The sequence below is a fragment of the Frigoribacterium sp. AC759 genome (assembly GCF_979256015.1).
Genome location: NZ_CEEDMT010000003.1, coordinates 12,191 through 34,071, shown reverse-complemented (window position 1 = coordinate 34,071; position 21,881 = coordinate 12,191). Strand labels below are relative to the sequence as shown.

The 21,881-nt window shown below is 72.4% G+C and carries 20 protein-coding genes; 10 read left to right on the top strand and 10 right to left on the bottom strand.

Annotated elements, in window-relative coordinates:
• Positions 1-23: 23 nt before the first annotated feature.
• The 3 genes from ACZ6JE_RS04630 to ACZ6JE_RS04620 form a co-directional block, all read right to left on the bottom strand.
• Positions 24-1,316: an exopolysaccharide production protein gene (locus tag ACZ6JE_RS04630; RefSeq protein ID WP_320479011.1), complete on the bottom strand. Its 1,293-nt coding sequence runs from the start codon at positions 1,314-1,316 to the stop codon at positions 24-26.
• A 37-nt stretch (positions 1,317-1,353) separates the two neighbouring features.
• On the bottom strand, positions 1,354-2,706 hold the full coding sequence (locus ACZ6JE_RS04625) for an O-antigen ligase family protein (RefSeq protein ID WP_320476875.1): 1,353 nt from the start codon (positions 2,704-2,706) through the stop codon (positions 1,354-1,356).
• A 68-nt stretch (positions 2,707-2,774) separates the two neighbouring features.
• Complete coding sequence (locus ACZ6JE_RS04620; RefSeq protein ID WP_243213563.1) at positions 2,775-3,971, bottom strand: acyl-CoA dehydrogenase family protein; 1,197 nt, start codon at positions 3,969-3,971, stop codon at positions 2,775-2,777.
• A gap of 179 nt (positions 3,972-4,150) precedes the next feature.
• Here ACZ6JE_RS04620 and manA point away from each other — a divergent pair, with 179 nt between their 5' ends.
• The 5 genes from manA to ACZ6JE_RS04595 all read left to right on the top strand — a co-directional run bounded on the left by manA (position 4,151) and on the right by ACZ6JE_RS04595 (position 11,228).
• The gene (gene manA, locus ACZ6JE_RS04615) at positions 4,151-5,317 is read left to right on the top strand and encodes a mannose-6-phosphate isomerase, class I (protein WP_192058487.1); all 1,167 of its coding nucleotides are present in this window, start codon (positions 4,151-4,153) and stop codon (positions 5,315-5,317) included.
• A 73-nt stretch (positions 5,318-5,390) separates the two neighbouring features.
• Complete coding sequence (gene galE, locus ACZ6JE_RS04610; RefSeq protein ID WP_192058485.1) at positions 5,391-6,350, top strand: UDP-glucose 4-epimerase GalE; 960 nt, start codon at positions 5,391-5,393, stop codon at positions 6,348-6,350.
• Positions 6,351-6,522: 172 nt separating this feature from the next.
• Positions 6,523-6,840 carry a WhiB family transcriptional regulator gene (locus tag ACZ6JE_RS04605; protein WP_192058482.1) on the top strand — a complete coding sequence of 106 codons (318 nt, stop codon included), beginning with the start codon at positions 6,523-6,525 and terminating at the stop codon, positions 6,838-6,840.
• A 142-nt stretch (positions 6,841-6,982) separates the two neighbouring features.
• The gene (locus ACZ6JE_RS04600) at positions 6,983-9,826 is read left to right on the top strand and encodes a glycosyltransferase family 2 protein (RefSeq protein ID WP_464318320.1); all 2,844 of its coding nucleotides are present in this window, start codon (positions 6,983-6,985) and stop codon (positions 9,824-9,826) included.
• Positions 9,819-11,228, top strand: coding sequence for a DUF5719 family protein (locus tag ACZ6JE_RS04595; protein WP_464318319.1), 1,410 nt, complete (start codon positions 9,819-9,821; stop codon positions 11,226-11,228). The genes ACZ6JE_RS04600 and ACZ6JE_RS04595 overlap by 8 nt, the downstream gene beginning before the upstream one ends.
• 22 nt (positions 11,229-11,250) lie before the next feature.
• Here the strand turns inward: ACZ6JE_RS04595 and ACZ6JE_RS04590 are convergent, their stop codons facing one another.
• On the bottom strand, positions 11,251-11,700 hold the full coding sequence (locus ACZ6JE_RS04590) for a metallopeptidase family protein (protein ID WP_192058474.1): 450 nt from the start codon (positions 11,698-11,700) through the stop codon (positions 11,251-11,253).
• A 61-nt stretch (positions 11,701-11,761) separates the two neighbouring features.
• On the opposite strand from ACZ6JE_RS04590, the gene ACZ6JE_RS04585 reads away from it, so the two are divergent.
• From ACZ6JE_RS04585 to ACZ6JE_RS04575, 3 genes are all read left to right on the top strand, one after another.
• The gene (locus ACZ6JE_RS04585; protein WP_192058472.1) at positions 11,762-11,974 is read left to right on the top strand and encodes a DUF3499 family protein; all 213 of its coding nucleotides are present in this window, start codon (positions 11,762-11,764) and stop codon (positions 11,972-11,974) included.
• Entirely contained in the window at positions 11,964-13,382 is a 1,419-nt protein-coding gene (locus tag ACZ6JE_RS04580) for a phosphomannomutase/phosphoglucomutase (RefSeq protein ID WP_464318318.1), read from the top strand. Before ACZ6JE_RS04585 ends, ACZ6JE_RS04580 begins: the two co-directional genes overlap by 11 nt.
• A 153-nt stretch (positions 13,383-13,535) precedes the next feature.
• Positions 13,536-13,787, top strand: a complete 252-nt coding sequence (locus ACZ6JE_RS04575; protein ID WP_464318414.1) for a metal-sensitive transcriptional regulator — start codon at positions 13,536-13,538, stop codon at positions 13,785-13,787.
• A gap of 1 nt (position 13,788) precedes the next feature.
• Here ACZ6JE_RS04575 and ACZ6JE_RS04570 read toward each other — a convergent pair whose 3' ends face one another.
• Positions 13,789-14,673 carry an RDD family protein gene (locus ACZ6JE_RS04570; RefSeq protein ID WP_464318317.1) on the bottom strand — a complete coding sequence of 295 codons (885 nt, stop codon included), beginning with the start codon at positions 14,671-14,673 and terminating at the stop codon, positions 13,789-13,791.
• Positions 14,674-14,691: 18 nt separating this feature from the next.
• Here ACZ6JE_RS04570 and ACZ6JE_RS04565 point away from each other — a divergent pair, with 18 nt between their 5' ends.
• A complete protein-coding gene (locus ACZ6JE_RS04565) occupies positions 14,692-15,687 on the top strand; it encodes a stage II sporulation protein M (RefSeq protein WP_464318316.1) in 996 nt (331 codons plus the stop codon).
• Here ACZ6JE_RS04565 and ACZ6JE_RS04560 read toward each other — a convergent pair.
• The 5 genes from ACZ6JE_RS04560 to ACZ6JE_RS04540 form a co-directional block, all read right to left on the bottom strand.
• Positions 15,684-16,976 carry a DUF58 domain-containing protein gene (locus ACZ6JE_RS04560; RefSeq protein ID WP_192058460.1) on the bottom strand — a complete coding sequence of 431 codons (1,293 nt, stop codon included), beginning with the start codon at positions 16,974-16,976 and terminating at the stop codon, positions 15,684-15,686. The two genes, ACZ6JE_RS04565 and ACZ6JE_RS04560, sit on opposite strands and share 4 nt — an antisense overlap.
• A gap of 2 nt (positions 16,977-16,978) precedes the next feature.
• A complete protein-coding gene (locus ACZ6JE_RS04555; RefSeq protein WP_464318315.1) occupies positions 16,979-17,932 on the bottom strand; it encodes an AAA family ATPase in 954 nt (317 codons plus the stop codon).
• A gap of 79 nt (positions 17,933-18,011) precedes the next feature.
• Positions 18,012-19,187, bottom strand: a complete 1,176-nt coding sequence (locus tag ACZ6JE_RS04550; protein ID WP_464318314.1) for a DUF4350 domain-containing protein — start codon at positions 19,185-19,187, stop codon at positions 18,012-18,014.
• Positions 19,184-19,855, bottom strand: coding sequence for a DUF4129 domain-containing protein (locus ACZ6JE_RS04545; protein ID WP_464318313.1), 672 nt, complete (start codon positions 19,853-19,855; stop codon positions 19,184-19,186). The genes ACZ6JE_RS04550 and ACZ6JE_RS04545 overlap by 4 nt, the downstream gene beginning before the upstream one ends.
• Positions 19,852-21,009, bottom strand: a complete 1,158-nt coding sequence (locus ACZ6JE_RS04540) for a hypothetical protein (RefSeq protein ID WP_464318312.1) — start codon at positions 21,007-21,009, stop codon at positions 19,852-19,854. Before ACZ6JE_RS04540 ends, ACZ6JE_RS04545 begins: the two co-directional genes overlap by 4 nt.
• Positions 21,010-21,161: 152 nt before the next feature.
• Here ACZ6JE_RS04540 and mtrA point away from each other — a divergent pair, with 152 nt between their 5' ends.
• On the top strand, positions 21,162-21,842 hold the full coding sequence (gene mtrA / locus ACZ6JE_RS04535) for an MtrAB system response regulator MtrA (RefSeq protein WP_243213547.1): 681 nt from the start codon (positions 21,162-21,164) through the stop codon (positions 21,840-21,842).
• Positions 21,843-21,881: the final 39 nt, after the last annotated feature.

Below are 21,881 nucleotides of genomic sequence, written 5' to 3'. Positions count from 1 at the left end.
CCGCGCTCGAGCAGACCGGGTCGTCAGTTCGGCAGGCGGGAGCGCCACGACCGCTTGCGGGCGGCGACGGTGGCCACCGTCACGAAGAGCATCAGCGAGCCCTCGAACAGCACGTAGCTCTCCGCCAGGGCCGTGAACCCGATCAGCACGAGCACGAGGGCCGGCCAGACGTAGGCGACGATCGGGTGGCCGGAGGCGGTGGTCCAGCTCCGGACGAACGCAAGGGTCCCGGCGACGACGAAGAGCAGGACGCCGGCGAGGCCGAGCTGCAGCCCCATGTCGTAGAAGGCGTTCAGTCCCGTCGCATGCGGGCGGCCGCTCGGCGAGATGATGGTCGAGAACGGGAAGATCTCGCCGGGCCACTGCCCCACGAAGCCCCACCCCGTCACGTCGTGGACGCTCGTCAGCTCGCGGATCCGCGCCCAGAGGGCCGTGCGGACCGACAGGTCGGCCGTGGCGTCGACGGAGTCGAGGAGGCGCGAACGGCCCGCGTAGGCGAGTGTCCCGCCGATCACGACGAGCGTCGCCAGCGCTCCCTGCAGCAGAGGGCGACGCCGTTCGGGCGCCCGACGCAGCGCGTTGAGCGCCAGCCCGGCCACCACGAGAGCGAGAACCGCCACGGCCGTGACCGGCGAGCGGGCGAGCAGCAGGGTCGTCATGGCGACCAGCCCGGAGGCGACCGCCTGCGGACGGGGCACCGACCGGGTGAGGAACTCGACGGCGAAGGTGATGAGGGCCAGTGCGGCGAGGTAGCCGATGTAGTTGCGCGTGCCGGCGATGCCCTGGATGGGCCCGCCGTAGGCCAGGTTGCCCTGGATGCCGAGGAAGGGGATGGGCTGGTCGATGAGCAGCCCGCTGAACACCTCGAGAGCCAGCGAGGTCACCAGCACGATCCGCAGTGCGTCGCCGACGGCGCGCACCACCTGGACGAGATCCCGTCCGAGCGCGAGGTAGATGCCGAGGGCGCCGAACGCGGCAGCGTACGCCGCGCCTCCTACGGTCACCCAGGTGTACTCGCTCCAGAACACGCTGAGGCCCATGAACCCGAACAGGGCGATGAGCGACACGGGCAGGATGCCGCGCCACTCGATGTGGTGCCGCTGGCCGAAGAGCGAGACGCCGGCCAGGAGGACCAGGGCCGCCAGGATCGCCACGGAGCCCGGCCAGCCCATCAGCGTGCGGACCGACTCGGTCGTGAAGGCGTAGAGCACGATGGCGACCGCGAGGGCCTGGCTGAAGTGACCACCCGCCGAGAACCCGATCCAGGCCGACACGTAGCGGCGGATCGGGTCGCGCTCGTCTCGGGTCTGCCTCACGCGACCATTGTGGCAGGGCGGCCTCTGGGCGCCGTCGTCACGGACGGAGGGCGTCGGTGGGCTCGGCGACCCGGTCGTGGTCGCTCCAGCCGTGGGCGTCGCGCCGGGTCACGACCACGACCACGACCAGCAGCGCGAAACCCCACTCGACGATCAGGCGTGACTCGGCGATGCCGTGCACGAGCAGCGCGACGACGAGCAGCAGCGGCAGCAGGTCGAGCGTCGCCCACGGGGCCTCCCGCCCGACGCCGAGGACACGGCGGTCGGTGGCCCACCACCACGAGCGCGCCAGCACGCCGAGGCACACGAGGCCGAAGAGCACGAGCCCGATCCAGCCGAGCTGGAACCAGACGTCGAGGTAGGCGTCGTGCGCCTGCAGATAGACGACGCCGTTCCGCTCGGCGAGGTCGGTGAACGGGGCGGCCCAGGGAACCCAGTAGCCGACCCAACCCCAGCCGACGACCGGGTGCTGCGCGCCCAGGTCGAGCACCGCGGCCCAGATGTCGGTGCGGCCGGTGAGGTCGCTGCTGCGACCCAGCGCGCCGAGCAGAGGCGTGCGGGCGAGCACGGCGACGACGGCCACGACCACGACGGCGGCCACGGCGGCCAGGTACAGACGCGGACGCCGAGGAGGCGCGGTGCGGCGGACCAGCAGCACGAGCGCGAGCACGGCCACCACGGCGAGGCCGCTCGCCGCGGTGGTCGCCGATCGGGTGAGCAGCAGGGCGGCGATCGCGAGGGCGACCCCGATCGTGCCCGCACGCGAGCTGATGGTGCGGGCCGACCACTGCGACGCGGTGACGACGAGCGCCAGGAGGGCCAGGATGCCCAGGATGTTGCTGTTGCCCTGCAGCCCCTGGATGCGACCGCCCTCGAGCAGCACGTCGCGCGACCAGAAGAAGGCGTCGGGCACCCCGCCGGTGCAGTCGAGGTAGACGGGGCAGACTGGGCGTCGGACGAGGGTCGCGACGATCAGCTCGAAGAGCAGCGACAGACCGACGTGGATGCGGAGGGCCCGACCGAGCGCCGCGACGATGAGCGGCCAGGGGAGCGACCAGGCGACCGCCAGGGCGCCGAGCATGGTGGCCAGGGTCGCGACGATGCCGAGCGCCGACGCGCCGGGGTACTGCGACCAGGTGATCGAGACGACCGCCCAGATCGTGAAGAGCACGAGCAGCCGGGGGAGCCGCCGGGGGTCGGGCCGGTTGCGGGCGACGACGACCGCGGAGGCGACGACCATCGCCCCGCAGGCGACGCCCCAGCCCCAGAAGGAGGTGCCGTTGCGGAGCACGTCGCCGCCGAACAGGACGAGGAACGCCAGCGTCGCGAAGACCGTGCCCTGTCGACGCGGTGCCAGGACCGCGGGCGGGGAGGTGGTCGTCGACGTCATGGGCACCAGGCTAGACGACGGGCCGCCCCGGCCGGGGCGGCCCGTCGTGGACCTGTGGAGGAGCGGGGTCAGACGAAGGCCGCCTGGCCGGTGATCGCCCGACCGACGATCAGCGTGTTCATCTCGCGCGTGCCCTCGTAGCTGTAGAGGGCCTCGGCGTCCGCGAAGAACCGGGCGACGTCGTAGTCGAGCACGATGCCGTTGCCCCCGAGCACCTCCCGCGCGTAACCGACGGTCTCGCGCATCCTCGCCGTCGTGAACGCCTTGGCGAGCGACGCGTGCTCGTCGCGCTGGACCCCCTCGTCGAGCATCTGCGAGCAGCGCGCCACCAGGGCGATCGAGGCGGTGATGTTGCCGATGCTCTTGACCAGCAGATCCTGGACGAGCTGGTGCTTGGCGATCGGCTTGCCGAACTGGACGCGCTCGTTGGCGTAGGCGAGCGCCGCCTCGTAGGCGCCGATCGAGTTGCCGACGGCGGCCCAGGCCACGTCGGCGCGGGTGAGGCGGAGGACGGCAGCGGTGTCGCGGAACGACGTCGCCTGCTGGAGGCGCAGGCGGTCGGGGACGCGCACGTCGGTGAGGGTGATGTCGGCGTTCTGGACGATGCGGAGGCTCTGCTTGTCCTCGATCTTGGTGGCCGAGTACCCCGGCGTCGAGGTCGGGACGATGAAGCCCTTCACCTGGCCGTCCTCCGCGCTTTTCGCCCAGATGATCGTGATGTCGCTGAAGGTCGCGTTGCCGATCCAGCGCTTCGACCCGTTGAGGACCCAGTCGTCGCCGTCGCGGGTGGCGACGGTGCGCAGGCCCTGCGCCGAGTCGCTGCCCGAGAGGGGCTCGGTCAGCCCGAACGCGCCCACGACCTCGCCGCTGGCCATCTTCGGCAGCCACTCGGCACGTTGCTCGGGTGATCCGCCGACGCTGATCGATCCCATGGCCAACCCGTTCTGCACCCCGCAGAAGGTCGCGACGGAGGCGTCGACCCGGGCGAGCTCGAGGGCGACCCAGCCGCGGAACACGGCGGAGTTCTCGAACGGCCGGGTCTCGTCCCACGGCATGCCGAACAGGCCGAGACCCGCCAGGCCCTTGACGACCTCGTGCGGGAAGGTCGCGTCGGCCCAGTGCCGGTTGACGATCGGCTTGACCTCGGTCTCGAGATACGAGCGCAGCTCGGACAGCACGCCCTTCTCGCGATCCGAGAGCTGGTCTTCGAATCCGAAGAAGTCGCTGGCCAGCGTGCTGAACGAGGTGAGGGTCGTCGATGACATCCGTGCTCCATTGCTCTGTGTCGGGGCCCTGCGCGGCCTGGCCGCCGGGACCCGGCGAGCCTAGGCACGCCGCCCGCGCGCGGCAACGGACTTGGTAGTTTTGGCCAACGCCTCCCGGTTGAGGCCCCGATGTCTTTGTAGAGGGGCCCCAAGCCCTCCACTCGACAAGCAGGTAGAGCATGTTCCTGGCCATCACCAACACGCCCCGCGACTACGCATGGGGCTCGACCACCGCGATCTCGACGCTGCTCGGGCGCCGACCGTCCGGGCGACCCGAGGCGGAGCTGTGGCTGGGGGCCCACGCCGGCTCGCCGAGCGTCGTCGTCAACCCGGCCGTCGTGGGCGGGGCCGACACGCTGGCCGACTGGTTCGCCGCCGAGCCGGATCGCGCCCTCGGCCGTGGCCGGTCCGAGCTGCCGTTCCTCCTGAAGGTCCTCGCCGCCGATTCCCCGTTGTCGATCCAGGCGCACCCGACCCCCGAGCAGGCGAGGGCCGGCTTCGCCGCCGAGAACGAGGCGGGCGTGCCCCTCGACTCGCCGTCGCGCAACTACAAGGACCCGTTCCCGAAGCCCGAGATCATCGTCGCTCTCAGCGACGCGTTCGAGGCGCTCTGCGGCTTCCGCACCCTGGCCGAGACCGTCGCCGACGTCGATGCCCTCGACGGCGGCACCGGCCGGCTGTCGACGCTCCGCGGCATGATCGAGACGTCGCTCGAGACGACTCTGACGCGGCTGTTCGACGGCTCCGACGACTCTGCTCGGATCGTCGCGGACGTCTCCGAGCTCGCGCAGGGCGTGGCCGACCCGTCGCCCTCGATCGCGACCGTCGCCGACCTCTCCGGTCGCTACCCCGGCGATCCCGGCGTCGTCGTCTCGCTGCTCCTCAACCACGTGACCCTCTCCCGTGGCGAGGCGCTCTTCCTCCCGGCGGGCAACGTGCACGCGTACCTCGGGGGTCTCGGGGTCGAGCTGATGGCGCCGTCCGACAACGTCCTCCGCGGCGGCCTCACCCCGAAGCACGTCGACGTCCCCGAGCTGCTCGAGGTGCTCGACTTCGACCCGCTGCCGGTCCCGTACCTCCGTCCGGTCGAGACCGCGCGCGGGGTCGAGCGGTTCGACCCGACGGGCGTCGGCTTCGCCCTCCTCCGGGTGGACGCCGGAGGCGCGGGCGCGGTCGTGCAGATCGGCGGACCGAGCATCATGCTCGTCACCGAGGGCGAGGTGCAGGTGAAGGGTCAGGACGGCAGCATCCGCCTCGCGACCGGCGAGTCCGCGTTCGTCACACCCGACGAGGTCCGGCTGGCCGTCACCGGGGGAGGGACCCTCTACGTGGCGACCCCCGCCTGAGCCGTCGACCCGCGCCTCCTCGGTGCGAGCGAGCCGCCGCGGCGGCGCCCCCGTCGCTGACTAGAGTTGCCCCATGTCTTGGTTGGTCACCGGCGGCGCCGGCTACATCGGATCCCATGTCGTCCGCGAGTTCCGGTCGGCGGGGATCGACGCGGTCGTGCTCGACGACCTCTCGTCGGGCATCGAGTCGTTCGTGCCCGAGGGGGTGCCGTTCGTCCGGGGGTCGATCCTCGATGGCGACCTCGTCTCCGAGACGATCGCCCGCCACGGCGTCACCGGCGTCGTCCACGTCGCGGGCTACAAGTACGCCGGTGTGTCCGTCCAGCGTCCGCTGCACACCTACGACCAGAACGTGACGGGCACGCAGCGCCTGCTCGAGGCGATGACCGGGAACGGCGTCGATCGCATCGTGTTCTCGTCGAGCGCCGCCGTCTACGGCACCCCGCCCACCGAGCTCGTCACGGAGGACACCCCCAAGGCCCCCGCCTCGCCGTACGGCGAGAGCAAGCTGATCGGCGAGTGGCTGCTGCGCGACCAGGCGGTGGCGACCGGACTCCGTCACACGAGCCTCCGCTACTTCAACGTGGTCGGCTCCGGACACCCCGAGCTGTACGACGCCAGCCCGCACAATCTCTTCCCCCTCGTGTTCGACGCGCTCGCCGCGGGTCGCACGCCGCGCATCAACGGCGACGACTACGCCACGCCCGACGGCACCTGCGTGCGCGATTACGTGCACGTCGCCGACCTCGCCGTGTCGCACGTGGCCGCCGCTCGACGCCTCGACGCGGGCGAGCCGGTCGAGCCCGCCTACAACCTCGGTTCGGGAGGCGGGGTGTCGGTCCGGGAGATCATGGACGCCATGCGCGAGGGCACCGGCATCGACTTCACGCCCGAGGTCGCCCCTCGGCGCGCAGGCGATCCGGATCGCATCGTCGCCGACGGCGCACTCGCGGCCCGCGACCTCGACTGGACGATGCGACACAGTCTGCTCGACATGGTCTCGAGCGCCTGGGCCGCCGCCCCGCGCGCCTGAGCCGGCTCGACGAGCCGAACCGTACCCCGACACGCCGGGGCCCGCTTGACCCTCGATGAGGGGTTCAGGGTTTATTGGGCCCTGACTTGACGTGGCCGAATTACACCGGTGTAATTGACCCCATCGCAGCCGTTCAGGGGGCGACGACGACGAGGGGAGATGTGCTGTGACGATGAACGACACCCGTGTCGGAGTACCCGACGACTGGCACGTCGACCCGGTCCTGCTCGGCGTCCCCGGCGTGCGCAAGAACCAGGTCGACGACGAAGAGAACCAGCTCGCCTGGCAGGCCGACTCGCTCTGCGCGCAGACCGATCCCGAGGCGTTCTTCCCCGAGAAGGGCGGAAGCACCCGCGACGCCAAGAAGATCTGCGCCTCGTGCGACGTCAAGGCCCAGTGCCTCGAGTACGCCCTCCAGAACGACGAGCGCTTCGGCATCTGGGGTGGTCTGTCGGAGCGCGAACGGCGGAAGCTCCGCAAGCAGGCCTGACCCGCGCCTCCTCGACATCACGGCGTGCTCCCCGAACGGGCGGCACGCCGTCGTCGTACCCGGTCATGGGTGGTTCACAGGTGCGCCGGGACCGGCGCGCCGGTCGACGGAGGTGCGAGGCTCGACCTAGGCTGCACAGGTCATGCAGCCGAGAGTCACAGCGATCCTCGTCGCCCCCGGTGGGGCGACCTACCTCGACCGAACCCTCGAGGGTCTGTCGCGTCAGACGCGACCGCCCGAGGCCCTCGTGGTCGTCGACACCGGTGGACCGGACTCGGCGGCGGGCCGCCTGTCATTGAGCGGCGCCGCCCAGCTGACCAGCGTCCCCGCGGCCCGGACGTTCGGCGAGGCCCTCGCTCACGGCGTCCGCGTGTCGGGCCCGACGTCGGACGCCCCGCACGACACCCACGACGAATGGCTGTGGTTCCTCGGGCACGACAACGCGCCGGAGCACGACGCGCTCGAGCGTCTGATGGCGACGGTCGAGGTGGCTCCCTCCGTGGCGGTCGCCGGTCCGAAGCTGATGCGCTGGGACGAGCCGGGCACGATCGCCGAGTTCGGCGAGACCATGACGCGCTACGGGGCGTCGATGCCGCTCGTCGAGAACGAGCTCGATCAGGGGCAGCACGACTTCCACGACGACGTCCTCGGCGTCGCCGGGGGCGGCATGCTCGTGCGGCGGAGCGTCTGGGACGCTCTCGGCGGGTTCGACCCGGGTCTGCCGCACGTCGACGCGTCGCTCGACTTCTCGGTGCGCGCCAGACTCGCCGGACACCGGGTGATCGCCGTCCCCGCCGCGCACGTCAGCAGCGCGGGCAATCCGGAGGACTTCGGGCAGTCGCACGGCGGGCAGGCTCGTCGGGCCCGGCTGCGTCGGGCGGCGCAGCTCCACCGACGCCTCGTCTACGCACCTCTCGCCGCACTGCCCCTGCACTGGCTCAGCCTCGTCCCGTTGGCCGTCGTCCGCAGCGTCTGGCACCTCCTCACCAAGAACCCCGGTGCGGTCCTCGGCGAGTTCTCGACCGCTCTGCGCGTGGCCTTCGGGGGAGGGCGCGTGCCCGCCGCACGCCGGGCGCTGCACCGGACCAGGACGGTGTCGTGGTCGGCCGTCGAACCCCTGCGGGCCAGCTACAACCAGGTGCGCGAGCGTCGGGTGAACGAGCGCGACGCCCTGGTCGCCCGGGGCGAGGACTCCGCCGACCCGAGGGCCAGCTTCATCGGATCGGGCGGACTGTGGGTCGTCGTCGCCACGGCCGTCGTCAGCGTGGTCGCGTTCCTCCGGCTGGTGCGCGAGCCCGCGATGACCGGCGGCGGACTCCTGCCGCTGAGCACCACCGTCGGAGAGCTCTGGAAGTCCGTCGGCTGGGGCTGGCGCGAGATCGGCGCCGGCTTCGTCGGTCCGTCCGACCCGTTCGCCCTCGTCGTGGCGCTCCTCGGGACGGCCACCTTCTGGTCTCCGTCGACGTCGGTGCTCGCCGTCTACCTCGTCGCTGCGCCCGTCTCCGCGATCGGCACCTTCTTCGTCGCCCGGCGAATCACGACGCGTTCGTGGGTCCCCGCCGTCGCGGCCGCGCTCTACGCCGTGTCGTCGCCCCTGTTCTCGTCACTCCAGACCGGGCACCTCGGAGCGGTCGTCGCGCACATGGCGCTGCCGTTCTTCATCTGGGCGCTCATCGGAGCAGCGCGCTCCTGGGCCTCGGGGGCGGCCGCGTCGCTGCTCTTCGCGCTCGTCGCGGCCGGTGCACCCGTCCTCCTGCCGGCGCTGCTCCTCCTCTGGATCGGATCGCTCGCGACCCGGCCGAGGGGGATCCACCGCATGCTGGCGATCCCCCTGCCGGCCGTGGTGCTGTTCGCCCCGCTGGCGATCGTCCAGACGATGCGCGGCACGTGGTGGGCCCTCCTCGCCGACCCCGGAGTCCCCACCCGGACGGATCCCGCGTCGCCCCTCCAGCTCCTGCTCGGCTCTCCCGAGACAGGTCTGAACGGATGGACCGCCCTCCTCGGTGGGTCGGGCGTCCAGGGCGGGACGCTCGCGATCATCGTGGCAGTGGGTCTCGTGCCCCTCGCGCTCCTCGCGCTCGCCTCGCCCTTCGTCGGCTCGCGCACCCGTGCCGTGCCCGCGCTCGTCATCGCGCTGGCCGGCTACCTCACGGCCGTGGCGGCGACGCAGCTGTCGATCATCGGCGTCGGCAGCGAGAGCACGACGATCTGGGCCGGAGGGGCGCTCAGCCTCTACCTGCTCGGTCTGATCGGCGCGGCCTCGGTCACGCTCGATCGACTGCCCCGGATCGCACCCGCGTCGGGTGTCGTCGTCGCGGTGTTCGCGGTCGCCGCGGCCGTTCCCGTGGTGATCGGCTCGCTCTCGGGCGCGGCGGACATCCGCTCGAGCACCGGGCGGATCCTGTCCGCCTACGTGACGGCGGAAGCCGAGGCGTCACCCGAGATCGGAACCCTGGTGCTGACGCCGCAGCCCGACGGCTCGCTGGCGGTCTCGCTCGAGCACGGGCAGGGGTCCACCCTCGACGACCAGTCGTCCCTCGACTCGACGGCGCAGAGTCTCACCTCGACCACCGACGACCTCACCGTCCTCGCCGGCAACCTGGTGAGCCGGAGCGGATTCGACCCCTCCGACGACCTCGCGCGCCAGGGCATCGGCTTCGTGCTGCTGACCGAGGGCGCCGACGATCCGGACTCCTCGGCTCTGGCCCAGCGATCGAGCGAGGCCCTCGACGCCGACGCGGCGTTCCTGCCGGTCGGCGACACCAGCAACGGTCTGCTCTGGCGCTACATCGACTCGACCGACCAGCGCGAGCCGCACCCCGACGGCGGTCCGCTCGGCGTGATCGTCCTGGTCACCTGGGCCCTCGTGCTCGGCTCGGCCCTCCTGCTGGCGCTTCCGACGACTCCGCGTCGTCGCCGCAGCCGTGCCGGGACACCCGAGGCCGAGCAGCCCGCCACCACCTTCGACGAGGAGAGAGATGACTGAGCGATCCGTCGCCTCGACCACCGGGCGCATCATCGTGGGGGTGGTGGGCATCGCCGTCGGCGTGGCCGTCGTGACTGCCGCCACCGTCCTGCCCCTGCCGAGTCTCGAGGCGACTCCGGCCGGTCAGGTCGTCACGCCCGTGCCCCTCGACCCGCAGCGGGTCTGCGGCGGCAGCGTGCTCAGGCTCTCCGACGCCGAGGGGCAGCAGGCGACGACCGCCAGCGCCGTCGACAGTGCGCAGGTCGTCACGTCCTCGAGCGACGACGACGAATCGACGACGACGCTCGCCGGTGCGGACGGCAGCAGCTCCGACCCTCTGCTCGTGACCGCGCCTCTGGCAGGAGACGACGTCCCCCTCGTCGCGGCGGCGCAGAGCCAGGCGGTCGCCTCCGACGATCTCGTCGGATTCGCCAGTGCGCCGTGCACCGAGCCCAGCAGTTCGACGTGGCTGGTCGGCGGGTCGACCGAGACCGGTCGCGTCTCGCTGATCACCCTCGTCAACCCGAGCGACGTCAACTCCACGATCGACCTCGACATCTCCGCCGAGAACGGTCCCGTCCAGGGCCCGGGCATCGAGGGCATCGTGGTGGGCCCGCGCAGTCAGCGGGTCATCCCGCTCTCCGGCTTCTCGACGGGGCTCCTCTCCCCGGTCGTGCACGTCACCAGCCGCGGCGGCCAGATCGTCGCGTCGATGCAGGAGTCGATCGTCCGGACGCTCGATCCGGGCGGGGTGGACATCATCAGCGGGGCGGCGGCCCCCAGCACGACCTCGGTCGTCCCCGGGATCATCGTCCGCGGGGGCGAGACCCTCGAGGCGGCGTTGGCGGACCCGGCCGCCGGCGATCTGCAGAGCGCCCTGCGTCTCTTCGCGCCGGGCGATTCGGCGGCGCTGGTATCCGTGCGCATCGCCTCGGACGACGGCACCGGCACGTCCTTCGACACGCGAGTCGAGTCCGGTCTCGTGACGGACGTGCCGATCGACGGCCTGGCGGACGGCCGTTACACGGCGACCATCACGTCGGACGTCCCGGTCGTGAGCGCCGTCCGCACCTCGGCGCTGTCCGCCGACGGCGCCGTCGACGTGTCATGGGCGGCCTCGGCGCCGGCCCTGTCCGGCAGCACCCTCCTGTCGGTGCCGGAGGGCGAGGGCGCGGGTCTCACCCTGGCGAACCCGACGGACGACGCCGTCTCGGCGACGGTGAGCGTCGACGGCGAGGACCGGGTCGTGGAGGTGCCGGCGACCGGCAGCGCGACTCTCGAGGTGTCAGCGGGGCAGTCGGTGCTGCTGACGGGCGCCGACGGGCTCCGTGCGGGCATGAGCTTCTCGGCGGACGGAGCGGTCGCGGCGTGGCCGGTCGTCTCGCCGCTGCCGGCGTCGTCCCCGGTCACCGTCTACCCCTGAGATCGACGCGGGGCGGGGCCGATCACTGGTCGCGCCAGCGGTCGGGCGCGAGCTCCCACGGGTCCTTGCCGAGCAGTTCGGCCACGGCGCGGAACACGTGGCCTTCGACGAGCACCCGGTGGTCCCAGTCGCCGTCGGGCGAGGACCGGTGCTCGTGCGCCGGCGCAAGTCGTTCGATCGGCAGACGGTACAGGAGGACCCGGCGGGCCTGCCGGTCGACGAGCCAGCGCTCGACGCGGGTCCGATCGGGCTCGGCCGGCAGACCGGCCACCTCGAAGGTCACGCCCTCGAGCTCGTCGGGCCAGAGCTCGCGCAGGTAGTCGGCGGTCGAGGCGACGATGTCGTCGAACAGGTCGACCCGCGTGCGGAGGAACGGCAGATGCGGACCGGCCGCGGACGAACGGAGCCCCCGGCCGTGACGGTCGCGGTGACGCGAGCGATCGGTGACGCGGACGTGATGTGGCCTGGCCATCCCGTCATGCTAGCCCGCGGCGCGGACCTGCCCCCGGCGGTACGCACTAGTCTCGTGTCCGATGAACGCGCGTCCCTGCAGCAAGGTCACCTGCCACCGCGAGGCGGCGGCGACCCTGACATACGTGTACTCCGACCAGATGGTGGTCGTCGGCCCGCTGAGCGGCGTCGTCGAACCCCACGGGTACGACCTCTGCGAGCGACACGCATCGACGTTGTCGGTTCCGCAGGGGTGGGAGGTCCTGCGCCGGGTAGTTTTGGGGAATGACATCTGAGAGCCCCGACCTCACCGCCTTCGTGAAGACCTACGACGTCAGGGGGCTCGTCGGCAGCCAGCTGACCGAAGAGGTCGTCGAGGCCTTCGGTGCGGCCTTCGCCGACGAGATCGAGGCCGCCGGCTCCGAGCTCGTCGTCGGCCACGACATGCGCGACTCCTCGCCCGCCTTCACCGCCGCCTTCGCCCGGGGGGCTCGCGCCCGTGGCGCGGACGTCGTCGCGCTCGGGCTCTGCTCGACCGACGAGTCGTACTTCGCCTCGGGCTCGCTGTCGGCTCCGGCCGCGATGTTCACGGCCAGCCACAACCCGGCCAGCTACAACGGCATCAAGATGAGCCGTGCGGGTGCCCAGGGCATCAGTCTCGACACCGGGCTGGCGTCGATCCGCGACCGCGCCTCCTCGTATCTCGACGGCGGCATCGAGGCCGTCGCCGAGCCGGGCGGGATCCGCGAGTACGACGCGCTGGGCGACTACGCCGCGTACCTCCGTCGACTCGTCGACCTGTCGACCATCCGGCCGATCAAGGTCGTCGTCGACGCGGGCAACGGCATGGGCGGGCTGACCGTCCCGGCCGTGCTCGGCACCGCCGCGGGGCTCGCCGAGCTGCCGATCGAGATCGTGCCGATGTACTTCGAGCTCGACGGCACGTTCCCCAACCACGAGGCGAACCCGCTCGAGCCCGCGAACCTCGTCGACCTGCAGAAGGCCGTCGTCGAGCACGGCGCCGACCTGGGGCTCGCCTTCGACGGCGACGCCGACCGCTGCTTCGTCGTCGACGAGAACGGCGACGCGGTCACCCCGTCGGCTGTGGCGGCCATCGTCGCGGTGCGCGAGATCGCGCGCGTGCGGGCCCTCGAGCCCGACGCCGACATCGCCGTCATCCACAACCTCATCACCTCGCGGGCCGTGCCCGAGGCCATCGAGGCGGCGGGCGCGACGCCGGTCCGCACGCGGGTGGGGCATTCGCTGATCAAAGACGAGATGCGCGAGACCGGCGCGATCTTCGGCGGCGAGCACTCGGCGCACTACTACTTCCGCGACTTCTGGGGTGCCGACAACGGCATGCTCGCCGCCATGCACGTGCTGGCCGAGTTCGGTTCGCAGGACGAGCCGCTGTCGACGCTCACGAACCGCTACACGCCGTACTCGGCGAGCGGCGAGATCAACTCGACGGTCACCGACGTGCCCGCCGCCTACGCGCGCATCGTCGACGCCTACGCGGGGGTCGGCGACTTCGACGAGCTCGACGGTCTCACGGTGAACGGCGCGTCCGACGAGGGCGGCTTCTGGTGGTTCAACGTGCGCCCCTCGAACACCGAGCCGCTGCTGCGTCTCAACGCCGAGGCGGCCACCGAGCCCGAGATGATCCGCGTCCGCGACGACGTGCTGCGCCTCATCCGCGGTTAGTCTGTACCCCCAGGGGGTATCCGCCGGTCGGGTGCGTCGGGCCCGTCGGCCCGCTCGCCCCACCCGGTGATCGATGGACGAGGAGGCGCGGTGACGGACCACGAGACGGCCAGCCCGGCACACCACGTCGGCTACAGCGGCGACAAGGAGCAGATCCTCAAGCGCCTGCGTCGCGCCGAGGGGCAGGTCAGGGGCATCCAGCGGATGGTCGACGACGACACCTACTGCGTCGACGTGCTGACCCAGGTCAGCGCGGCGACCAAGGCGCTCGAGACGGTCGCCCTGCAGCTCCTCGACGACCATCTCGCGCACTGCGTGGCCGAGGCGGCTCGAGAGGGCGGCGAGATCGCCGATCAGCGCATCCGCGAGGCCTCGGCGGCCATCGCGCGTCTCGTCCGCTCGTAGGTCAGCGCCGGGGGAACCCGGGGACGGTGCCGGTGAGAGCCGGTTCGAGACGGGCCAGCGTCGCGGCCTCGCGGGCGAGGGCGGTCGATTCTCGATCGCGTCGGAGCACTGCGACGGCGGTCAACCAGAGCCGGGGATCCACGTCGGGCACCGGCGAGACGTGGGCCCGGACCTCGTCGGCGAGCTCGGCGGCGACCCGGAGCCGACTCGACGGGGTGAGGCGCGAGCCCTGCTGCACGAACGCGGCGACCCGTCGGGCCGTGCCCTCGGGCAGCCGGGCGACGTCGGCGATCGAGGCCCAGCCGGCGAGCTCGGGCGGCATCGCCGCGATGACGCGGCTGTCTCTGGCCAGTCTCTCGTTGCGGCTGTACGTGCCCGCCATCAGATCGCCGAGACGCCGGGACGAGCCGTTGAGCAGGCCGACCACGACCGCGAGCCCCCCCGTCGTGAGGACGATCTCGAGCAGCCCGACGAGCGACCGCGTGAGGGCGTGCCGGAAGCCGATCGCGCCTCCGTCGACTCGGACGATCCGGGCGCCGACGACCAGGCGCCCGAGCGAGCGACCGTGCGACACCGTCTCGACGACGGCGGGGACGATGATGAGGCCGAAGGCGACGGAGCCGATCACGAAGGCCTGCGAGAGCGCGTCGTCGAGCACGCCCGCCTCGTTCAGCAGCCCCACCAGGACGATCAGCCCGACGACCGAGGTCGCGTACACGAGGTAGTCGATGATCACGCCCGCACCCCGCAGGACGATGCTCGTGGGGCGGAGGTCGAGGGCCACGGCCTCGCCGGTCACGAGCTCGTCGCCCCCCGCCGTGAACGTCTCGACCTGGTCGGCGCGCAGGGCCACCGGGGAGGCGCGTGGTGGCGTGCGGCGAGGCATGCCTAGTATCTAATCAGAATGGACATCGACGCCTACGCCGCAGCCCACGGTCACGACTGGGCCGAGCTCGACCGTCTGGCGCGCCGTCGGCGACTCACGGGCGACGAGGCGGACCGGCTCGTCGCGCTGTACCAGTCCGGTGCCGGCGAGCTGTCTGCGCTCACGACGGCCACCGGCGACTCGCCGGCCGCCGACCGGCTGTCGATGACCCTGTCGCGTGCCCGGCTGCGATTCACCGGCGCGGGTCGGAACGTCCTCCGGCAGCTGCCGACCTTCTTCTGGGCGCAGCTGCCCGCGGCCCTCTACCGGGTCCGCTGGGCGTCGATCGCGGTGGCGCTGGCGACCGCGATCGTGGCGACCGTGTTCGCCGTCTGGGCGGCGCAGAACCCGGCCGTCCTGGCGTCGTTCGGGTCGGAGGAGTTCCGGCGCCAGTTCGCCGAGCAGGACTTCGTGCAGTACTACTCCGAGAGCGCCTCCACCTCGTTCACGGGGCAGGTGTGGACGAACAACGCCTACATCGCCGCCCAGTGCGTGGCCTTCGGCATCACCGGCGTCTGGGTGCCCTACGTCGTGTTCGGCAACGCCGTGAACCTGGGGGTCTCGGCCGGCATCATGGCCGATCAGGGTCGGCTCGACTACTTCTTCCTGTACATCGCCCCCCACGGCCAGCTCGAGCTCTACAGCATCTTCGTCGCCGCCGCGGCCGGGCTCATGATCTTCTGGTCCTGGGTCGCCCCGGGCGCCCGCACCAGGGGTCAGGCGCTGGCCGAAGACGGTCGGGCCCTCATCACGATCGCCGTGGGGCTGGTGCTCGCCCTGCTCGTGTCCGGGGTCATCGAGGGGTTCGTGACCCGTCAGGCCTGGCCCTGGCCGGTGAAGATCGGCATCGGGACGATCGCCCTGCTGGCGTTCCTGGCCTACCAGTGGGTGCTGGGCGGTCGTGCCCACCGGGCGGGCGAGACCGGCGACCTCGACGAGTTCGAGGCCGGCGCGACCCGCCTCGTCTCGGCCTAGAGCCGCCCCGCGGCCTTCAGGGCGAGGTACCGATCGGCCAGAGCGGGCGGCAGGTCGGCCGGGGCGGCCATCACGACGTCGGCGCCCGACTGGAGCAGAGCCGTCCGGACTCTCGCGCCGTCGAGGCGGGCGCGCTCGGCGGCGGCCGCGTGGTAGACGGCGTCGCGGGAGCTCCGATCGACGCTCAGCGCCTCGAGCGCGGGATCGGCCACGGAGGCCACCACGACGAGGTGCTGCCGGGTCAGCTGGGGGAGGGCGGCGAGCAGCGCCCGCGCGGAGCCGGGACTGTCGACCGTCGTCGCGATCACGACGAGCGCGCGCTGCGTGGTGACCGATCGCACGATGCCCGGCAGGGCGGCCCAGTCGGTCTCGACCAGTTCGGGGTCGAGGGGCGCCATGGCGGTCACCATGGACGACAGCAGGGCGGGCCCGGTGGTGCCCTGCACCCTGGCCCGGACCCGGCGGTCCACGACCACGAGATCGACCCGGTCGCCCGCTCGGGAGGCCAGGGCGCCGAGCAGCAGCGCCGACTCGAACGCGGTGTCCAGGCGGGGCTCGTCGTCGATCCGGGCGGCGGAGGTGCGGCCGCTGTCGACGATCACGACGACCCGACGGTCGCGCTCGGGTCGCCAGGTGCGGACGACGGCCTCGTCGCGCCGGGCCGTCGCGCGCCAGTCGATCGACCGCACGTCGTCGCCGCGCACGTACTCGCGGAGACTGTCGAACTCGGTGCCCTGCCCGCGGATCATCACGCTCGTGCGACCGTCGAGCTCGCGGAGACGGGCCAGCCTCGACGGCAGGTGCTTGCGCGACGAGAAGCGCGGCAGCACCTGCACCGAGCCGGGCACGGCGTGAGTCGCCTGGCGGCCCGCGAGCCGGAGGGGGCCGACGGTGCGGAGCGTCACGGAGTCGGCGAGCCGCTCGCCGCGGCGGAACGGGGTCAGCGTCGTCGTGAACGTCGTGGCCGCCCCCGGTCGGAGATGGAGACGACGTCGGGTCGGCGAGGCGCCCGCCGAGGGCTGCCAGGCGTCGCGCAGCTGCCCGCGGATGGTCCGACGTCCGTCGTTCGAGATCGTCAGGCGGGCCGTCGTGCTCTCGCCCAGCCGGATCGGCCCGGGCAGCCCCCGATGGAGGCCCAGGGCTCGCGCCGACCCCGCGAGGGCGACGTCGAGCCCGGTCAGGGCGCCGACGACGACGAGCCAGACGACGAGCGCCCAGGGGCTCTCCGTCGCGATGACGGGAACGACCCCGAGGGCGACGAGCGCGACGAACCATCCGGTGACGGCCATGGCTAGATCGGCACCCTGACCTGCTGGAGGACCGATCGGACGACGCTGTCGGCGTCGACGCCCTCCAGCTCGGCCTCGGGGCGCAGCTTGAGCCGGTGCCTGAGCACCGGCAGCGCCATGGCCTGCACGTGGTCGGGGGTGATGCGGTCGAAGCCCGTCAGCCAGGCCCAGGCCTTCGCCGCCGCGAGCAGTGCGGTCGAGCCGCGCGGGCTCACGCCGACGACGACTGAAGGGCTCTCACGGGTCGCGCGGGCCAGGTCGACGATGTAGGCGAGCACGTCGGGGGAGGCCCCGACCCGGCCGACCTCGGCCTGGGCCCGGGCGAGGTCGTCGGGGCTGAGGACGGGCGTGACCCCCGCCGCCCGCAGGTCGCGGGGCGAGAAGCCCGCCGCGTGTCGACCGAGCACCTCGACCTCGGCGTCGCGCGGGGGCAGATCGAGGGTCAGCTTCATCAGGAAGCGGTCGAGCTGCGCCTCGGGCAGCGTGTACGTGCCCTCGTATTCGATCGGGTTCATCGTCGCCGCCACGATGAAGGGGGTCGGGAGGGGACGGCTGACCCCGTCGACCGAGACCTGGCGCTCCTCCATCGCCTCCAGCAGCGCGGACTGGGTCTTCGGCGGCGTCCGGTTGATCTCGTCCGCCAGGAGCACGTTCGTGAAGACGGGCCCCGGTCGGAACTCGAACTCGCCGGCCTTCGCGTCGTAGACGAGCGAGCCCGTGATGTCGCCGGGCATCAGATCGGGGGTGAACTGCACGCGCGAGGTGTCGAGCGACATCGAGTGGCCGAGGGCGCGCACGAGCAGGGTCTTCGCGACGCCGGGCACGCCCTCGAGCAGCACGTGCCCCTGGGCGAGCAGCGTGACGATGAGACCGGTCACGGCGCCGTCCTGGGCGACGACGGCCTTGCCGACTTCGACGCGGACTCGCGAGAAGGTCTGCTGGAGGTCTGAGGTCATGTCGTGCTCTTCTCCGGGTGGTGGTGGTCGTCTGCGGATGGGGGAGGCGCGGGGGGAAGCCGAGGAGGCGCGGCGCCGGTCACGAGGGAGCCACCGCCGCCCGCACGGCCCGCTCCAGATCGAGGAGCGCGTCGCTGAGCGAGAGCAGCTCGCGGTCGTCGGCCGGGTCGGCGTCGAGGAGGACGTGGCGGAGCGCCGCCGGCGGGGCCGAGACCAGCGGTGCGACCCGGTCGACGATCTCGTCGACCGACGCGCCGGCGGCCAGCCCGGTGACGCGTGCGAGGCGACCCAGCGTCCCGATGCGCAGCTGGTCGAGGGCGTGCCGTCGGTCGCCGGATCTCTCGTACAGCCGTGCCCGCCCCTCGGTGGTCTCGGCGGCCTTCACCGTGACCGGCAGCCGCTCGACGACGAGGGGGCCGAGGCGGCGGCCCCGCCAGACCATGGCGGCGACGCCGGTCAGCAGCAGGACGACGAGCGCCGGGGTGACCCACGACGGGGTGAGCGTGGCGAGCGTGCCCTCGCCCTCGGGCAGATCGGTCGCACTCGGCAGGTACCAGACGAGCTCGGGCGAGCCGCCGAGCAGCGCGAGGGCGTAGGCGGCGTTGTCGTCCGAGCCGACCTCCTCGTTGGTGAGCGCCGTGGTCGCGCCGACGACCGTGACCGTCGAGTCGGGCCCGGCGAGCTCGACGAGGCCGAGGCCGGCATCGGTCGGGAGGCACGCGGCCGTGTCGGAGTCGCGGGAGCCGGAGTCGTTGATCGCGTAGGCGACCCCGCCGGCGTCGACCCGGTCGACGCGCGACAGGATCTCGACGTCGCAACGGGGCGCCACGACGTCGTCGTCGGACGGACCGGCCTCCGTCACCCCGGGCGCGATGGAGTCGAGCGCGGTCTGCGAGGGGGCGAGCAGCACGAGCGAGGCCCCGGTGCCGGCGAGTCGGGCCCACTGCGAGTCGGTGACGAATCCGTCGGCGTCGTCGACGACGATCGCGGTGCGTGTCGGGTCGGTCGATCTCGACAGGGTGTCGGCGAGCGACGTCGTCACCGTCACGCCGACGCCCTCGTCCCGGAGCACCTCGACGACGGCCTTCGCCCCGGCCGGAGCGGCGTTCTCGGGCCCGAGCGGTCGTCCGCCCGTGCCGCCGCCGACCCCGAGCAGGGTGACGACGATCGCACCCGCGAGGGCCACCGCCGCCAGGGCGATCCAGACCCGCGCCGAACGCAGTCGGGCCCCGAGCGTGGGGGTGACGACGCTCATGCGCCCGCCCGTACCGTGTCGCGGCCGGCAGACCGTGCAGGGGGCTGCTCGCTCGACAGGATCCGGTCGAGCTCGGCGACGGCCCGGTAGTCGTCTTCGGAGCCGGTGCGACCCAGATAGCGGACCTCGTCGAAGGCCCGGGCCGCGGCCCTGGAGGCCCGCTCGTGCTCGGGGAACACCGCCGAGGCGCGCTCACCCACGCCGTTCGCCGTGGTGCCGGGGGACGTCTCGATCAGCCCTCGATCGACGAGTGCGCGCGTCAGACCGCGGAACGCCTCGGCGATCGCGGTCGCGTGATCGCCTCGGGCGGCGGCCGCCCGGGCCGCGCGGCGCAGGGTGTCGGCGTCGCGCTCGTCGTCGACGCCGAACACGGAACCCGAAGAGGCCGACCGGCGGTCGAGCCGGGGTCTGCCGTAGACGACGAAGACCACGACGACGACACCCACCAGGACGATCAGGGCGATGAGGAGCCCGGCCGCCGGTGCGCCGTCGACCCCGCCGAACCGGATGCCCTCGATCCAGTCCCAGAAGGACTGCGCCGCGCGGTCGAGCCAGGTCGGTCGGGCGGCGACGTAGTCGGCACCGGTCAGTTCGCGGAGCAGCGCGCGTCGGGCGTCGTCCGGCTCGGGCAGCAGCGGGGCGGCGGCCGACACCGTCGTCGTGATCACCGAGGGGACGCCCCCGCGTGGTCGTGCACGTCGCTCGGGGTGCGGAACGGATCGAGGCCGGTCGGGTCGGAGGCGCGCTCGTCCATGCTCCGTGCCAGCTCGAGATCGAGGCCCTCGAGACGCATGCGGCGGTCGACGTAGACGAGACCGACCGAGGCGGCCTGGACGACCGAGCCGATCGCCGTCACCACGGAGGTCACGAGGATGGTCAGCAGGTAGCCGATGCCCGTGACGACGAGCGAGGTCGGGTCGAGGGTGTCGCCCGTGGGCGCGAGGGTGCCGCCGAGCAGGGCGAACAGGATCGAGAACGGGGTCGCGACCACCTGCGCGGCGACCTGGATCATGACGAAGACGAGAGCGACGATGCCGAAGGTCCGCCAGAAGTCGCCGCGCACGAGCGACCACGATCGGGCCACGGCGGTGCGCAACGTGGTGCGCTCGAGCATCAGCGTGCTCGGCACGAGGCACAGCCGCACCGTGAGCCAGACACCGAGGGCCGTGGCTCCGAGCCCCGCGAGCAGACCGGCGCCGATGCCGATTCCGATGCTGGGGCCCGTCCCGATGACGACGCCGAGGGTGACGATCGCGGCGACGACCGCCAGGGCGACGATCGTCGCCAGGGCGACGAGGGCCGACCAGCCGATCAGGGCGCCGATGCGCCCCCTGGCCAGGGCGAGCAGACCGCCCAGCCGGAGACGCTCGCCCCGGATCTGCCGCGAGGTCTCGAGCACGAAGAGCCCCTGGAGGACCGAGCTCACGACGAGCGACAGGGCGGCAGGGACGAGCGCCGAGAGCAGGATGAGGGCGACGGCGCCCGAGGTCACCGTCTCGAGGTCCGAGGGACGGGCCGATTCGATCCGGTCGAAGGCGGCGAACGTGGCGGCGCCGACGGCCCCCGCCGTGACGATCGCGACGACGACCTGGGCGAGCAGCGCCGTGCCGAACGTCGTCCGGGGGTTGCGTCGGAAGACCTGGAACGACGCCCCGAGGATCTCGCCGAAGGTGAGCGGGCGCAGCGGCACGAGACCGGGCTTGGCCGGAGGGGTCCAGTCGGCTCGCGGGGGGAGCGGTGCGGATTCGGGGGCGACGCGTTCGCCCCAGCGAGGGCCGTCGTCGGCGCCGCCGGGGGCGGCCCAGTCGTTCGGATCGGTCATTCGTCCCCCCGGGTCGTCCACCGCCGAGGTCGTCCTCGCGTCTCCCGCCATGTTTCCATAGCGGAGGCGAGGGTGCCAGCCGATGCGCGCCTCCTGCAGTAATCTGATCCGACGTGCCGCCTTCCGAGCGGCCCATCCCGAAGACGGAGACCATGACCCCGCGCATCCTCGTGGTCGACGACGACCCCGCTCTGGCCGAGATGATCGGCATCGTCCTCCGGGCCGACGAGTTCGAGCCCCACTTCTGCAGCGACGGCAGCGCGGCGCTCGACGCCTTCCACAACTCGAGCCCGGACCTCGTGCTGCTCGACCTGATGCTGCCGGGCATGGACGGCCTCGAGGTCTGCCGCGCGATCCGCGCCGAGAGCGGCGTCCCGATCATCATGCTGACCGCGAAGGGCGACACGGTCGACGTGGTCAAGGGCCTCGAGAGCGGCGCCGACGACTACGTGGTCAAGCCGTTCAACCCGAAAGAGCTCGTCGCCCGCATCCGCACCCGCCTGCGCCCGGCGACCGAGCCAACCAACGACGTCCTCACCGTCGGCGACCTGCGGGTCGACGTCGCCGCGCACGAGGTGCGACGCGGCGAGACGGCGATCCCGTTGACGCCGCTCGAGTTCGAGCTGCTGCTCGCACTCGCGTCGAAGCCCCAGCAAGTGTTCACGCGCGAGATGCTGCTCGAGCAGGTCTGGGGCTACCACTACAAGGCCGACACGCGTCTGGTGAACGTCCACGTGCAGCGCCTCCGGGCCAAGGTCGAGCACGATCCCGACAACCCGCGCATCGTCACGACCGTGCGCGGCGTGGGGTACCGGGCCGGTTCGAGCGCGTGACGGCGTGCACGGGTCGCGGTCGCCCGTGAGCTCCACGAG